General features: G+C 37.5%; 12 protein-coding genes. 1 reads left to right on the top strand and 11 read right to left on the bottom strand.

Annotated elements, in window-relative coordinates:
- Nucleotides 1-2 precede the first annotated feature (2 nt).
- The 9 genes from gatA to NSU17_RS09715 all read right to left on the bottom strand — a co-directional run bounded on the left by gatA (nt 3) and on the right by NSU17_RS09715 (nt 11,878).
- Nucleotides 3-1,463 (bottom strand): Asp-tRNA(Asn)/Glu-tRNA(Gln) amidotransferase subunit GatA, encoded by a 1,461-nt coding sequence (gene gatA / locus NSU17_RS09755; RefSeq protein ID WP_340704899.1) that lies wholly within the window; start codon nt 1,461-1,463, stop codon nt 3-5.
- A 104-nt stretch (nt 1,464-1,567) separates the two neighbouring features.
- Nucleotides 1,568-1,861: an Asp-tRNA(Asn)/Glu-tRNA(Gln) amidotransferase subunit GatC gene (gene gatC / locus NSU17_RS09750; RefSeq protein WP_016838752.1), complete on the bottom strand. Its 294-nt coding sequence runs from the start codon at nt 1,859-1,861 to the stop codon at nt 1,568-1,570.
- Nucleotides 1,862-2,258: 397 nt separating this feature from the next.
- Nucleotides 2,259-3,407 carry a CamS family sex pheromone protein gene (locus tag NSU17_RS09745; protein ID WP_340704898.1) on the bottom strand — a complete coding sequence of 383 codons (1,149 nt, stop codon included), beginning with the start codon at nt 3,405-3,407 and terminating at the stop codon, nt 2,259-2,261.
- A gap of 14 nt (nt 3,408-3,421) precedes the next feature.
- Entirely contained in the window at nt 3,422-5,425 is a 2,004-nt protein-coding gene (gene ligA / locus NSU17_RS09740; RefSeq protein ID WP_340436045.1) for an NAD-dependent DNA ligase LigA, read from the bottom strand.
- A gap of 35 nt (nt 5,426-5,460) precedes the next feature.
- Nucleotides 5,461-7,713, bottom strand: a complete 2,253-nt coding sequence (gene pcrA / locus NSU17_RS09735; RefSeq protein ID WP_340704897.1) for a DNA helicase PcrA — start codon at nt 7,711-7,713, stop codon at nt 5,461-5,463.
- 65 nt (nt 7,714-7,778) lie between these two features.
- Nucleotides 7,779-8,471, bottom strand: coding sequence for a heptaprenylglyceryl phosphate synthase (locus tag NSU17_RS09730; RefSeq protein ID WP_340436047.1), 693 nt, complete (start codon nt 8,469-8,471; stop codon nt 7,779-7,781).
- 269 nt (nt 8,472-8,740) lie between these two features.
- The gene (locus tag NSU17_RS09725) at nt 8,741-9,058 is read right to left on the bottom strand and encodes a YerC/YecD family TrpR-related protein (RefSeq protein WP_016838756.1); all 318 of its coding nucleotides are present in this window, start codon (nt 9,056-9,058) and stop codon (nt 8,741-8,743) included.
- Nucleotides 9,059-9,074: 16 nt separating this feature from the next.
- Entirely contained in the window at nt 9,075-10,127 is a 1,053-nt protein-coding gene (locus tag NSU17_RS09720) for a DUF3048 domain-containing protein (protein ID WP_340704896.1), read from the bottom strand.
- Between the two features lie 17 nt (nt 10,128-10,144).
- Nucleotides 10,145-11,878, bottom strand: a complete 1,734-nt coding sequence (locus NSU17_RS09715; protein ID WP_340704895.1) for an adenine deaminase C-terminal domain-containing protein — start codon at nt 11,876-11,878, stop codon at nt 10,145-10,147.
- Nucleotides 11,879-12,043: 165 nt separating this feature from the next.
- Between NSU17_RS09715 and NSU17_RS09710 the strand changes: the two genes are divergently transcribed.
- Entirely contained in the window at nt 12,044-12,502 is a 459-nt protein-coding gene (locus NSU17_RS09710) for a hypothetical protein (RefSeq protein WP_340704894.1), read from the top strand.
- Nucleotides 12,503-12,584: 82 nt separating this feature from the next.
- Here the strand turns inward: NSU17_RS09710 and purD are convergent, their stop codons facing one another.
- Nucleotides 12,585-13,841 (bottom strand): phosphoribosylamine--glycine ligase, encoded by a 1,257-nt coding sequence (gene purD, locus NSU17_RS09705; protein WP_340704893.1) that lies wholly within the window; start codon nt 13,839-13,841, stop codon nt 12,585-12,587.
- A gap of 125 nt (nt 13,842-13,966) precedes the next feature.
- On the bottom strand, nt 13,967-15,493 hold the full coding sequence (gene purH, locus NSU17_RS09700; RefSeq protein WP_340704892.1) for a bifunctional phosphoribosylaminoimidazolecarboxamide formyltransferase/IMP cyclohydrolase: 1,527 nt from the start codon (nt 15,491-15,493) through the stop codon (nt 13,967-13,969).
- Between the last annotated feature and the right edge of the window lie 15 nt (nt 15,494-15,508).

Below are 15,508 nucleotides of genomic sequence, written 5' to 3'. Positions count from 1 at the left end.
GATTATTTACCCCCCAATCTAGGAGATTGTTTATGGAAATCTGTTGCTTTTTCAAATGCATAAGCAGCGCGATAAACTGTTTCTTCATCAAAGTGCTTACCAATGATTTGTAAACCTAGTGGCAAGCCGTTGTCAAATCCACAAGGGATTGAAATTGCAGGTACACCCGCTAAGTTAATTGGAATTGTTAAAATATCATTCGCATACATTGTCAATGGATCATCGAAGTTTTCACCAATTTTGAATGCTGGTGATGGTGTTGTTGGACCAACGATTACATCATAATCTTCAAATACTTTATCGTAATCTTGCTTAATTAATGTACGAACTTGTTGTGCTTTTTTATAGTAAGCATCATATGTTCCTGCAGAAAGTGAATACGTACCAAGCATGATACGACGTTTTACTTCATCTCCAAAGCCTTGTGCACGTGTTTCTTTATATAATTCCATTAAGTTTTTCACGCCTTCTGCACGGAAGCCGTAACGAATTCCGTCGAAGCGAGCAAGGTTAGATGAAGCTTCAGAAGATGAAAGGATGTAGTAAGTTGCTAAAGCGTATTTAGAGTGAGGAAGTGAAACCTCTTCAACTGTTGCACCAAGTCCTTTGAACACTTCAAGAGCATCTAAAACTGATTTGCGTACAGATTCACTTACACCCTCACCTAAAAATTCTTTCGGTACTGCGATGCGAAGTCCTTTAATATCTCCGTCTAATTTAGATACATAGTTTGGCACTGGCACATCGGCACTTGTAGAGTCATTAGGGTCCACGCCAGCAATCACTTCTAGTAATAACGCATTATCATACACATTGCGTGTAATTGGTCCGATTTGGTCAAGAGATGATGCAAAGGCAACTGCACCAAAACGGGAAACACGGCCATAAGTTGGCTTCATTCCGACTACACCACAGAATGCGGCAGGTTGACGAATTGAACCACCTGTATCTGTACCTAATGCGAATGGAACTTCTCCTGCTGCAACACTTGCTGCTGATCCACCTGAAGAACCGCCTGGTACACGTTCAAGATCCCAAGGGTTTTTCGTCTTTTTGTAATATGAAGTTTCCGTTGATGAACCCATCGCAAATTCATCCATGTTGAGCTTGCCAATTGTAATCATGCCAGCTTCTCGAAGCTTCTTCACAACTGTCGCGTCATAGATTGGAATGAAACCTTCTAAGATTTTAGAAGCACAAGTCGTTTCAAGTCCTTCAGTCACGATATTGTCTTTAATTCCAATTGGTAGACCGAACAATGGGCCGCGTTCGTTCTTTGGTACTTGATCCTTTTCTTTTGCTTCCTCAAGCGCTTTTTCTTTATTTAAAGCAAGAAACGCTTGCACATCTCCATCAACTTCTTCGATTCTTTTATAAGATTCATTCACCAAATCAACAATTGTAAAATCGCCATTATGTAAACCTTCTTGTAATTCTTTAGATGAACGTTCTAATAACGTCATGAAGTTCCCTCCTTTAATATGGGTATATTGAACAATGCAAGCCTCGCTAGTGACTTACACAAAAAATAATGGCTTTTGCCATTAACAAATCCATCCATTAACTTTTATTCTTCTAAAATTGGTGGAACTTTAACAAGACCATCTTCATGTTCTTTTACATTCAATAACACTTTTTCCCGATCCAATCCTTTTTCAGCTACGTCTTCTCTCATTACATTAACGATCGGTAAAACGTGTGACGTTGGCTCTACATTTGTTGTGTCTAATTCATTTAATGTTTGTACATATTCCGTAATTTTTCCAAGCTGTTCAGCAAATTTTTCAGCTTCTTCTTCTGTAATTGCTAAACGAGCAAGGTGAGCTACGTGCTTTACTTCTTCCTTCGTCAATTTTGACATTGATGATTACACCTCCACATTTCGTAAACCTGGCAATAATAATACCATTTTTTTATTGAAAAATCACACTTTTATAGGAAATTCCCTTCAGTTAAATATTACTTTTCAATTATCTCCAAAAACTACATATTTTCAAACATCACTATCAAAGAGAAAATAAACAATTTGAAAGGGGCTGTCCAGAAAGTCGAACACTTTCTGAACAGCCTTACTTCTTATAGTAATATTCTCTTAAAAACTTTGCTCTCCTGCGGTGGTCACATTAAACGCGCCCCCTCGCCGCAATTTATCTGCGGCGAAAGCTCTAGCGACAGCCGCAATTTATCTGCGGCGAAAGCTCTAGCGACAGCCGTAAAGGGGGCGTCTCAAAATGACTTTTCAGACGCCCCCTTTTTCATTAATAATCATAGATATGAACAAATGGCTCCTGATCATTGCGATCTTTTAGAATAAGTGCTTCCGGTCCATTAATGGAAGTAATGCTCACTTCAATATCAAAGCTATTAGGGAATCTTTTCATTAATACGCCTGTTAAATATTGAGTAAAACCGATTATTTCCGTCGTTCCATAAAATTGAATCGGCACTTCCACATTTAATCTGACTAATTGGTCGTTCTGGTAAAATCCTCGACCGATGACGCTTGTATAATTTGAAAAATAATCTTGAATATCTTGTTTGAAGTTTAGGAAGTTTGTATTGATTTCTCGATAAATATCCTCTGGATTTGTCATAGGGAACGTTACATATTTTTCATTGATAGACGTCCATTCTTCTAAACTATTTTGTCCTGGCTTGGATAGACTATATGCAAAATAAGTTCCCGGAACGATGGAGTTACGTGCTTCCTGTTTAAATAATGCAATCAGAATAGGAATATCTTGTAACTCCGGACGGGCACGTAAACGACGAATTACCTCTTCCGCTATTTCTTTTCCTTTTTTCTCTAGTTGTGCAGGAGGTATTGGTTCATCATACCATTCGCCATATTGTTCTTTCTGATAGTAATAAATGGAATTTAATGCTAGTCCAATGGAGATTCCGCCAAGCGTCACTTTATTGTCATTCGTCTTTGTTAAGTAGTTTTGCTCGATAATATGCGCTAAGTATACAGGCGCTTCTTTTGCCCGTTTTACAGGATCCATGTCTTTTTCAGCAGGGGGATTTAACCCATCTTCCGTTTGGTTGCTTCGTGCAAGCCAACTGGTGACCGTATCACTATCTAAATATTGTCCTTCTTGGAAATAATACTTATCTGTGCTGAATTCGTTTTGCGAAATACGCATTAACCCTTCTTCTGCTTCTTTAATGTCGTATTTCGTATAAATATTTGATACGACGAGACCTCTGCTTGCACTCTCTTTATATGGAATCAATGTTTTATAATATCTTTCATCCAGTTGCATATTTGGGATGATAGTCGTTTCAACTTCTGCTTCAGATTTTTTATTTGGTCCTACTACTTCCGTATCTTCTCGAAAAGAAGGCGTACAACCGCTAAGCACAGCGACAACGACCATCGCCGTTATCCAGCGAAATCGGTTCATTGTATGAATCCCCTTTACTTTTCTAATTGTTCAATAAGGCGGTTTTCGTCCCAAACTTCTATACCCAATTCTTGTGCTTTCGTAAGTTTAGAGCCTGCATCTGTTCCTGCAATAACAAGATCTGTCTTTTTACTGACGCTTCCTGTCACTTTACCACCCAACTCTTCTATTTTCGCTTTAGCTTCATTGCGTGTCAATCTTTCCAATTTTCCAGTTAAAACAATCGTTTTCCCTGCAAATGGGCTATCTGAAATTGCTGCTTGAGACTTCTTCTTCCCTTTATACATCATGTTGACACCGGCTTCTTTGAGTCGGGCGATTAATTGTTTCGCTTCATCTTTTTGGAAATAAGAAACAACTGATTGAGCGATTTTTTCACCGATTTCATGAATATTCGTCAGCTCTTCTACTGTTGCCTCCATGATGCGATCCATTGTTTCAAATTCTTCCGCAATGAGCTTTGCTGCTTTTTCACCAACATGGCGAATTCCAAGGCCAAATAATAACCGTTCTAATGAATTTTCTTTTGAACGTTCGATAGCATTGACTAAATTTGTTGCAGAAAGTTGCCCCATACGTTCCAATTTCGCCAGCTCTTCCACTTGTAAATGATATAAATCCGCTACATCACGAATATAGTTTTCTTTTAAAAGCTGTTCCGTTATTTTCTCTCCCAAACCATCGATATTCATTGCATTTCTAGAAACAAAGTGCTTAATTCCTTCAGCAATTTGAGCTGGACAGGCAGGATTTACACAGCGAATTGCTACTTCTTCGTCAATACGAATGAGTTCGCTGCCACAAACAGGGCAATGATCAGGCATTTTATATGGTACAGTACCTTCTGGCCGCTGTTCTAAAATGACGCTAACGACTTCCGGAATAATGTCTCCTGCTTTATGAACGATGACCGTATCACCAATTCGGATATCTTTTTCACGTATTAAATCTTCGTTATGAAGGGAAGCTCGTCCCACTGTAGAACCTGCAATTCTGACAGGTTCTAGAATTGCTGTAGGAGTTACAACACCTGTGCGTCCTACTGTTAATTCAATATCGATGATTTTCGTAATGGCTTCTTCCGCCGGGAACTTATAAGCGATGGCCCAGCGAGGACTTTTTGCTGTAAATCCGAGTTCTTGTTGGTGAGCAAATCGATTCACCTTGATTACAATACCATCGATTTCATAGGGCAAGTTTGGGCGTTCCGCTGTCCATTTATTTATAAACGCTAATACATCATCAATTGTTTCACAAACTGCTCTTTCTTTGTTGACACGGAAACCAATCGAATCTAAGTATTCAAGCATTTCTGCATGGCTATCAATACCGTATGCTTCTCCATCTCCACCAATTGAGTAGATAAATGTTGCTAAGTTTCGAGAAGCGGTGATTTTTGAATCGAGTTGGCGCAGTGATCCAGCAGCTGCATTCCGAGGATTAGCAAAAAGATCTTCTCCATTTTCCGCTCGCTGTTTATTTAATTCTTCAAAGGATTTTTTAGGCATATAAGCCTCTCCGCGCACTTCAATTGTTACCGGCTCTTTTAATCGCAATGGAATGTCTTTAATAGTTTTTAAATTTACTGTAATATCTTCGCCGACTGTACCATCACCGCGGGTAGCGCCTTGTACAAATATTCCATTCTCATATCTTAATGCGATGGCAAGCCCATCTATTTTCAGTTCACAAACATAGTTGTATCGATCGCCAATCGCTTGACGAATTTTTCGATCAAAATCCCGCAAATCATCTTCGGAAAATGCATTCGAAAGGCTTAACATCGGGTATCTGTGAGTTACTTTGTTAAACCCTTCAAGCGGCTTTCCACCAACCCGTTGAGTAGGTGAATCCGGATAGATGAATTCCGGATGTTCCTTTTCGATTGCCATTAATTCTTGCATTAGCTGATCATACACCGCATCAGGAACTAAAGGCTTGTCTAGTACATAGTAGGCATGAGCATATTCATGTAAAAGCTTATTTAGTTCAGCAACACGTTTTTCAAGGTCTTTCATCGTAATCCTCCACTAATTGTTAAGTGAAATGTTATTTAACCTTTTGTAATTGGGGCAAACTTGGCAAGTAGCCTTTTGATGCCTTTGTCTGGAAAGGCAATATCCAGCTCCATATCGTCACCTTCACCTTTTACACTAACAACAACACCTGTACCCCATTTACCATGAATCGCCTTATCTCCAACTTTCCATTGGAATTGTTCTCCACCAGTCGATTGGAGAGTAGCAATTTGCGATTTTGATTGAACAACACCAATTTTTCTTTTGTAACTTGAAGCTCTCTGCTGACCTGCGAAAGGCAATTTTTCTTCCACATCACCAAAGCTATATGAATTCGAAATTGGATAAATGATGTCATCCGAAATTTCTTTGATGAAACGGGACGGTAAGTTTGAATTAGAGCGGCCAAAAAGCGTGCGATAAGAGGCACAAGTTAAGTATAGCCGTTCTTCTGCCCGTGTGATTCCCACATAAGCTAAGCGGCGTTCTTCTTCCATTTCAGCTTTATCTCCAATTGAGCGGGAATGAGGGAAAATGTTTTCCTCCATACCGATAATGAATACAACCGGAAACTCTAATCCCTTCGCGGAATGCAACGTCATTAATACAATGCTCTCTTTTGAATCGCTTTCTTGATTAAGCGAATCAATATCTGCAATCAATGCGAGATCTGTTAAAAATGCAACGAGGGATTGATCGTCGCTTCTTTCTTCAAAGGCTTTTGTTACAGATAAAAATTCTTCAATGTTTTCTAATCGACTTTGAGATTCAATCGTATTTTCTTTCTCAAGCATTGCACGATATCCCGATTTCTCAATGACTTCTTCCACCAATTCCGTGACAGATAAATAATCTTGCATTTTCGTCAATCCTTCAATTAATTCACGAAATTTTTCAATTGCGTTCATTGCCCTAGGTGTTAACCCGATGGAGGAAATGTCATTGAATGCTTTAAAAATGGATATATCGTTTTCAATTGCATAAGTCGCAATTTTATCGAAAGTTGATGGACCGATGCTTCGTTTCGGTTCATTGATGATGCGGGCCAGTGATAAATCATCATCATTGTTGGCAATTAATCGCAAATAAGCAAGTAAGTCTTTAATTTCTTTACGATCGTAGAATTTCGTACCCCCAACAATCGTATACTGCAAATTGGATTTCACTAAAACTTCTTCCATGGCACGGGATTGGGCATTTGTGCGGTAAAGTATAGCAAAATCTTTTAAACTACGCCCTTCTTTTTCCATTAATTCTTTAATTGTTTTAACTACAAATTGCGCTTCATCTCTTTCATCACGAGCGGTATAGAATACAATTTTTTCGCCTTCAGGATTATCTGTGCGCAGCTTCTTTGGATAACGGCTTTCATTGTTTGAGATGACATCGTTTGCTGCTTGCAAAATTCTCTTTGTGGAGCGGTAGTTTTGTTCAAGCAAAATAACGTTTGCATTCGGATAATCTTTTTCAAAAGATAAGATGTTTCGAATGTCTGCACCACGCCACTTATAAATGGATTGATCAGAATCCCCTACAACGCAAATATTTTTAAATTTTGAAGCGAGCATTTTGACAAGTTTATATTGAGAATGGTTCGTATCTTGATATTCATCGACGTGAATGTATTGAAATTTATTTTGGTAGTATTCTAATACGTCCGGTACGCGTTCAAACAAAGTAATCGTCATCATAATTAAATCATCAAAGTCAAGGGATTGATTTTTACGAAGGGTTTTTTCATATTCCTCATACACATCTCCTACGATTTTTTCGTAAGGATTATGTGAATTGGTTATTTTTTTATATTCTTCTGCAGTGATGCATTCATTTTTAGCAGAACTAATCGTGCTTAAAACCGTTCTTGGATCATATCGTTTCGTATCAATATTGAGTTGTTTAAAAACGTTTTTTATTGCTGTTAATTGGTCGGATGAGTCAAGAATCGTAAAGTTTTTTGAGATACCGATGCGATCAATATTTCTTCTTAATATGCGAACGCACATGGAGTGAAATGTAGAAACCCACATGCTTTCGGATATACCGCTTCCCAGTAAAGCATCAATTCGATCACGCATTTCCCTTGCAGCTTTATTCGTAAAGGTAATCGCTAAAATATTTGAAGGGTATACTTGTTTTTCAACAATTAAATATGCAATCCGGTGAGTCAGCACTCTCGTTTTTCCTGAACCTGCACCAGCCATAATGAGAAGGGGACCTTCCGTTGTTTTGACCGCTTCCTTTTGTTGTGGATTCATTCCATCCAATAAATTTTTTGTTATGTGTTCCATGGTGCACCTCACTATTCCAAACATTTGTTCTCAATTATACTACAAAGAGATCATTTTCGCACCGTTTATCTTGTTACACTTTTTACTGCCTCAACGGTTTTTAGCGCTTCTTTTAAATCTTCATAAATGACGTTTCCAACGATAACAGTATCTGCAAATTTGGCCATCTCTTTTGCTTGTTCAGCGTTGCGGATACCTCCACCATAAAATAGTCGAGTTTCTGATAATACTTCTTTTACCCCAGCAACAATTTCTACGTCACCATATGTACCGCTGTATTCTACATAAAAAATAGGCAATTTAAAGTAATTTTCAGCAAGTCGGGCATATGCAATTACGTCTTCTTTTGTTAAATTTGTATCGGCCTCCGTTGCTTTTGCTACTTTGCAATCTGGATTTAATATACAGTAGCCTTCTGCAACTAGTTCATCCCATACCATGACATCACCAAATTCTTTAATGGCCGCATGATGAAGGTCTTTTACCCATTTTGTATTCGTACTATTTAAGACAGTAGGTATCAAATAATAATCAAATCCAGGGGTAATAGATTCAATTGTTGATATTTCTAAGGCAATTGGAACAGAATATCTTCTGATTCGAACGAGTTGTTCGAGCACGTTATCTAAAGTAATCCCATCTGTCCCTCCTACTAAAATGACATCTGTGCCAGATTCGCACACCTTTTCTAATGCTTCATCTGAAAGTTCTTTTGAAGGGTCAATTTTAAATACATGTCTCCAATTTTTATAGTCCATAAAGGCCTCACCTATTCCTATTTATTTTGTGCTTATAAGTATATCTCAAAGTAGCTTTTACCGAAAACTCCTACCTACTTTCCTGTAAGTGAGAGCGCTGCATATATAAGAAACGTTTCTCAATCCTCGTTCAGTTGTCCTTGACCGAAAAAGAGAGTATGAGGAATGAAGAAAGCATCCACGAAATCGAAAATCGACAAACAAAAAATTATCACCCAATTAAACTGAGTGATAATTTTTACTTCTAAACAATCCCAATTTTAACAAACTTATCTTTTTGGTTCATATGGTTTTTCATTTGGATAAAGTCGACTTAACATTTCTTCATAAGCATCATTGCCATAATCGAAACAACGACGCACCCGTGAAATGGTTGCAGTAGAAGCTCCGGTTTCTTTTTTGATTGTTTCATAAGTTTTTTTCAAACGTAATAGATGAGCTACTTCAAATCGTTGAGCCATCGATTGAATTTCACTAATCGTACATAAGTCATCGAAAAATTTATAGCATTCTTCAAGGTCTCTCAATTCTAATATCGCTCTAAAAAGCTGATCTGTTTGAGGACCACGAATTTTATCTACCTGCATTTTCTTCCTCATCCTTTCAACTTTGCTGCTCAGAATTTGAATAAGTTACAGAAGTAGCAATTCCCGGATTTGTTGGTACAAAATGAATCCATGTTTTACCTGGCATAAGTTTTGCTTCACTGCCGTCGATTTCTACCGCTGTTAAAACGCCGTCAATATTTTCCCAACGCAGTTCTCGCATCATCCCTTGTTGGAAAATATAAGCTCTCCCACCAGAATAAATATCAATCTCTCTACGGCCTTTGTTGTCAATCACCTGATGATCCATTTCCAAGACTAACACATTGGATAACTTTATCGGTTCTCCCGTCAATAAATCTGTTGTTACCGTTCCACCAGAAGAGCGGGAATAAGTGTTGCTCACTGGATCATATGAATAGGTGCTGTTAAAGTTTTCATTATTACTATAACGGACATGTATACGATCTGCTTGCGCACCTACTTTAACACTTTCCTCATCATCATAATAAGTATACGATACTTTTTTCTGATAGAGAAGTGAAGCATTCACTTTTTCTGCAGCAGCTTCTAGGTTATCGCTCATAAAATATGAGTTATGTGGTGCAACCCGATCTTTAGAACGTTTGAAGAAGGAACCATCGTAATACATACCGTTCATGTTATCAACGATGCCATTTTCGAGCATCTGTTTTGCTTCTGGACTGAAACCGTGTGCAATGTAAAAGGCGTCAAGTCCATCCGCTAATTCAATAAAATAGGATCTTGCACTACGAATTGGTCCGATGCTATCAGGAATTTCCGATTGGAACAATGCCAAAAATCTTGTAACATCCCCTTCTGCAAGCATTTCATAAACTACATCAGCACTTGCAATACCAGATTGCGGACGGGCAGCAGGGTGATTGTTAATCGTAGCAATAACAGGCCTCATTGTAATCTCATTAGAAATCAGTTCTCCAGTAAATGGTGTCGGATATAATATTTCTTTCGGTTCTTCTTGAACTGGTTCAATTGGTTTATCACTTATGCTTTTTTCACTACCATCTCCACATGCTGCAAGAAGTGAGATACTTGCTAAGACACAAAGCAATGTTTTTTTTCGAAACATAATCTTCATCCTTTCAGCTAGCGCATCACTGATGGAATCATTACTTCTTTTTTCATGACATCAACAATTCCATTTTGTGTGATTCGGATATAAGGTAAATGAGTTGATTGTAAGAAGAACAATGTATAAATCGCATCGCTATGCTTATAACCTCTTTCTCGCAATGCCGCTATTAATGCCGCCTCATTTTCCATTAAGTCTTCCATCTTTCCAGTGAAAAAGTTACCTGCTCCAGTCAATGGTAGAGACATAATAACTTCATTGTCTTCTGTAAGGACAATGCCGCCCTTCATTTTTTTCATTTCATTAAAAGCAAGCATCATATCTTGCTCATTTTTACCTATTAAAATGATATCCCCTGTATTAGAGTACGAGGAAGCAAATCCTTTTACATTTGTTGCAAAACCTTTTAATATTGCATTAATTCGCCATTTTCCGTTTTTATCTATAAGCATTAATAAACTTTCATCGGAATTTACAAGAATTTCATTTTTATGCAATTGGAAATTCACAGAGTATGGTTTTGTTATGACATCGTTAACCAATTCAATTCCAATTGGTGTAGATACTTGGAAATCTTCCTCGTTTAACTCAAATTCTAGTTCAAGAGATGGATAATACTTATTCCAATCGATTTCTGGTAATGTTTGTACTTTTTGTCCATCTTTTTTCAACCAAACACCTTTTGATAATACCGATTCCGGATTTGGAGTAAATTCATCTTTTAAAATATTTAAAGTAGCAAATCTTCCTGTTGCAATCAAACCATGTAAATGAGATAAATTATAATACTTCGCGATATTATATGAAGCCATGTTATATGCATCAATAGGGTCGACTCCTACTTCAAGTGCAATTTGGATGCATAAATTCATGACACCTTCACGATGGAAACAAGGTGTTGAACCATCTGTTGTCATCATTAAATGGTCAAATATATTTAACTTTTTATTTAGTATTCCTTTTAATAGATTTGGAAGATCAGGACGGATGGAAGAATATCGTAGCGTTACACCATAACCATGAAAAATCCGTTTTTCAACTTCCTCAACCGTCATTGCTTCATGATCGCCATCTGCTCCAAGTAATTTCATTCTGACAAGGGTTTTATCAGATGCCCCTGGAAAATGTCCTTCAATTTTCTTCCCATTCTTCTTTGATGACTGAATCCAATAAAGCATTTGGTCATCACCACGTAAAAGACGTGGCCAACCAGTTAACTCGCCTCCAAGTAAAACGTCATCTCTTCCAATCCATTCAAAAATAGATTTATTCGTAAATATTTGATCTTCATTACCCAATTCGGTTTGCGCATCATAACGAGTCCACCAATAATAAGAAAACGGCATCTTTTTCAATTCATCTAGAAGTGAAAACGCTTTCGTATTAGGGAGTTGTAACGCAAAATGTAGATTATCGCTTATAAACATTGTTGTTCCAAATTGTGCTGCGTAATCTGCAAATGTTACAGGATTATATAATTGAAACGGATGGACATGGGGTTCAATATAACCTGGTACAACCGTTTTTCCCCCTAAATCTATTACTTCAGTATCAAGTAAATTTTCTGGCATTTCATTACCAACATATACGATTCGATCATGATGAACCCAAATATTACCGAAAACCCATTGTTTTAACATGCTATGTAAAAAGCGTGCATTTTTTAAAACAATGGTTGGTGATAGCTTTCCTTCTATCACAGCAATTTGATTTCGGATTTCTTGAATCTTCCAAATAGATTCTGGCATATGTTACACTCCCTTCTATTATATAAAATATTTATTTCGTTTAATCGAGTTTTATTCGCACATACTAACAATGCTGAAAAGCAAGTATATCTGATTTTATCGTAACACAGCACTTTACTAAATTAAAGTTCTTTCGATCAGCACATTTGAAAAGGAGTGATTTTGATGTTGGAAGAAAATATTTCTGAAAAAAGCGGCTTCGTTCGACTTGCTTTAGGCATTGGGTTAACAGCTTGTGGCATTAGTCATATAGTGAAAGAGAACGGAAACAAAACTTTAGGAATGCTATCAATTACAGCAGGTTCATTAAAAATTGCTGAAGGTATCTTTTTATACTGCCCTACCAAAGCAATGTTCAGCAATAATGTGAAAAATGCCGTTACAACATCCATGCAAGAATTTATGGATGGCGATAGCTTAATGACTGCTTTTAATTCAAGATATAATAGCGGAAATCAAAATTCCAATGGCGGCAATGGCTCCACTATGCAACAAATGACACAAACTGCAGCTAAAGTTGCAGAGACAGTTGCTAACACAACCCAATCGGGCACAATGATGGAGGAAGCTGCCAAAGCCATTCAAGGTGTTACAAATAATGCAAATCAGAAGAAATCCAAATAAATAAAAATGTTTAACTCAGAAAAAGCACAAACCCCATTACTTTTGGTTTGTGCTTTTTACTTCATTTTATCTCATGGAAAAATTATTTAAATGTTCTCCATCCAATATCTTTGCGGTAGAAGAAATGATCCCAAGAATACTTATCTATTCCTGCATATACTTTTTCTTTCGCTTCTTTTAAAGACTCTGCTTTTGATGCCACTAATAACACACGTCCACCATTACCTACATATCGTCCATCTTGAAGTTTCGTTCCTGCATGATATACTTCATATTCTTTACTAAGCTCATCTAAATTTGGAAGTGGATGTCCTTTTTCAACTGTTCCAGGATAGCCTTCTGCCGCAATGACAACTCCTAGCATTACTTCATTAGACCATTGTAAATCAAAGAATTTTTCTTCCATTAATGCTTTCATGAATAATCCAAAATCAGAAGTCATGCGGGGAAGCACTACTTGTGTTTCTGGATCGCCAAAACGTGCATTAAATTCAATAACTTTTGGACCTTCCTTCGTAAGAATTAATCCTGCATATAAAACTCCAGTGAAGGATACGCCTTCTTCTTCCATAGCTTTTACAGTTGGTTCCACAATTTCTGTATATGCGCGAGATACCATTTCTTGCGGAATTTGCGGAACCGGTGAATATGCACCCATACCACCAGTATTCGGTCCTGTATCGCCATCATAAGCTCGTTTATGATCTTGAGCAATCACCATTGGATAAATTTGCCCTTTATGTACAAAGGACATGAAAGAAAATTCTTCTCCTTCTAAATATTCCTCAATCACTACTTTTGATGAAGATTCACCAAAGCGTTGATTCCCAATCATATCCGTTACAGCATCAATCGCTTCTTGTTCTGTCATTGCAACAACTACACCTTTACCAGCTGCCAAACCATCTGCTTTTACAACAATCGGTGCCCCTTGTTGTTTAATATATTCAATCGCTTTATCCATCTCAGTAAACGTTTCATAAGTTGCTGTTGGGATGTTGTATTTTTTCATTAATTGTTTTGCAAATGACTTACTACCTTCAATTTGAGCTGCTTGTTTTGTTGGTCCAAAAATGACAAGACCTCGTTCTTGGAAATAATCCACAATTCCCTCAGCAAGAGGTTGTTCAGGACCGACAAAAGTTAAATCAATACCTTGTTCTTTTGCGAAGTTTGCCAAGCTTTCAAAATCCATTGAATCAATCGCAACCAATTCTGCACAATCACGCATTCCATCATTTCCAGGTGCTACATACACTTTTTCTACCGATGGAGAAATGCTAAATTTTTTTGCGATAGCATGCTCACGTCCACCGCTACCAACTACTAATACTTTCATACGATCGATGCCCTCCTACAAATTATTGGCATATATATTTCAAATGAAGTTAGAAATAACTGCAAATCTTGAAAAAATATGTCATCTTTAGAAAAGACGGCTACGAAACGAGCCGTCTATATTCATTAATGTTTAAAATGTCTTACTCCTGTTGTAACCATGGCAATACCAGCCTTGTTGGCCACATCGATGGAGTCTTGATCGCGAATAGATCCCCCTGGATGAATGATTGCTGTAATTCCAGCTTTGATTGCTTCTTCTACTGTATCTGGCATTGGGAAGAAAGCATCCGAAGCCATTACCGCTCCTTTCGCTTTTTCACCAGCTTGCTCTAATGCGATTTTCGCTGCTCCAACACGATTCATCTGACCTGCACCGATTCCTAATGTCATTTGTTTATTGTTTACGACAATAGCATTTGACTTCACGTGTTTCACAACGGCCCAACCAAGTTTTAAAGCTTCCCATTCTTCATCCGTTGGTTCACGGTCTGTTACAACTTTTATATCGGCATCGTCAAAGCCATATGTATCGTCTTCTTGGACGAGTAAACCACCTTCAACGGAAACAACTTTGAACGGATCTTGTTTTTCTTGAGAGAAATTGATTGTAAGCAAGCGAATGTTTTTCTTTTTCGTTAAAATTTCTAATGCTTCTTCTGTAAATGAAGGTGCAATGATAATTTCTAAGAAGATATTGCTTAATTTTTCTGCAGTAGGTGCATTTACTTCACGGTTTAACGCAATGATTCCACCAAAAATTGAAACTGGATCTGCTTCATAAGCTTTGTCAAAGGCTTCTTCAATCGTGCTACCTGTACCAACACCACATGGGTTCATATGTTTTACCGCTACGGCAGCTGGTATTTTAAATTCTTTTACAATTTGAAGAGCTGCATTCCCATCTTGAATATTATTAAAGGATAATTCTTTTCCATGTAATTGAGTAGCATAGGCAAGAGAAAAATCTGAGCCTAATCGTTTTTTATAAAATGCAGCTTTTTGGTGAGGATTTTCACCGTATCGCAACGTTTGTTGTAATTCGTAAGTAAGTGTTAAACTTTCAGGGAATGATTCTTCTGTTAAGTAGTTTGAAATATATGCATCATAGCTTGCTGTATGGCGGAATACTTTCGCTGCAAGTTTTTTTCGCGTTTCAAAAGTAGTTGTACCGTTCGCTTTCAATTCTTCAAGAACCGTAGCATAGTCATTGCTGTCAACGATTACTGTTACATATTGATGATTTTTCGCAGCTGCACGCAACATTGTAGGGCCACCAATATCAATATTTTCAATTGCATCTTCCCAAGTGACATTTGGTTTTGAAATTGTTTCTACAAATGGATATAAGTTTACACAAACGATTTCAATTGGTTCAATTCCGTGTTCTTGCATTTGTGCTTGGTGGGAAGGATCATCAAATTTCCCTAATAGACCACCATGAATCATGGGATTTAATGTTTTTACACGTCCGTCAAGAATTTCAGGAAATTTTGTTACTTCATCTACACCAGTTACCGGTACGTTATTTTCTTGCAATAACTTTTTCGTACCACCAGTAGATAATATTTCATAACCAAGCGCAACTAATTCTTTCGCAAACTCTAAAATTCCATCTTTATTTGAAACACTAATAAGTGCACGTTTTGCCACAGTTAAAGCCTCCAG

The sequence above is a fragment of the Ureibacillus sp. FSL K6-2830 genome, from assembly GCF_038004145.1.
Lineage (GTDB): Bacteria > Bacillota > Bacilli > Bacillales_A > Planococcaceae > Ureibacillus > Ureibacillus thermosphaericus.
The sequence above is the reverse complement of the archived record's forward strand: the minus strand, read 5'-3'. Positions and strand labels throughout refer to the sequence as shown.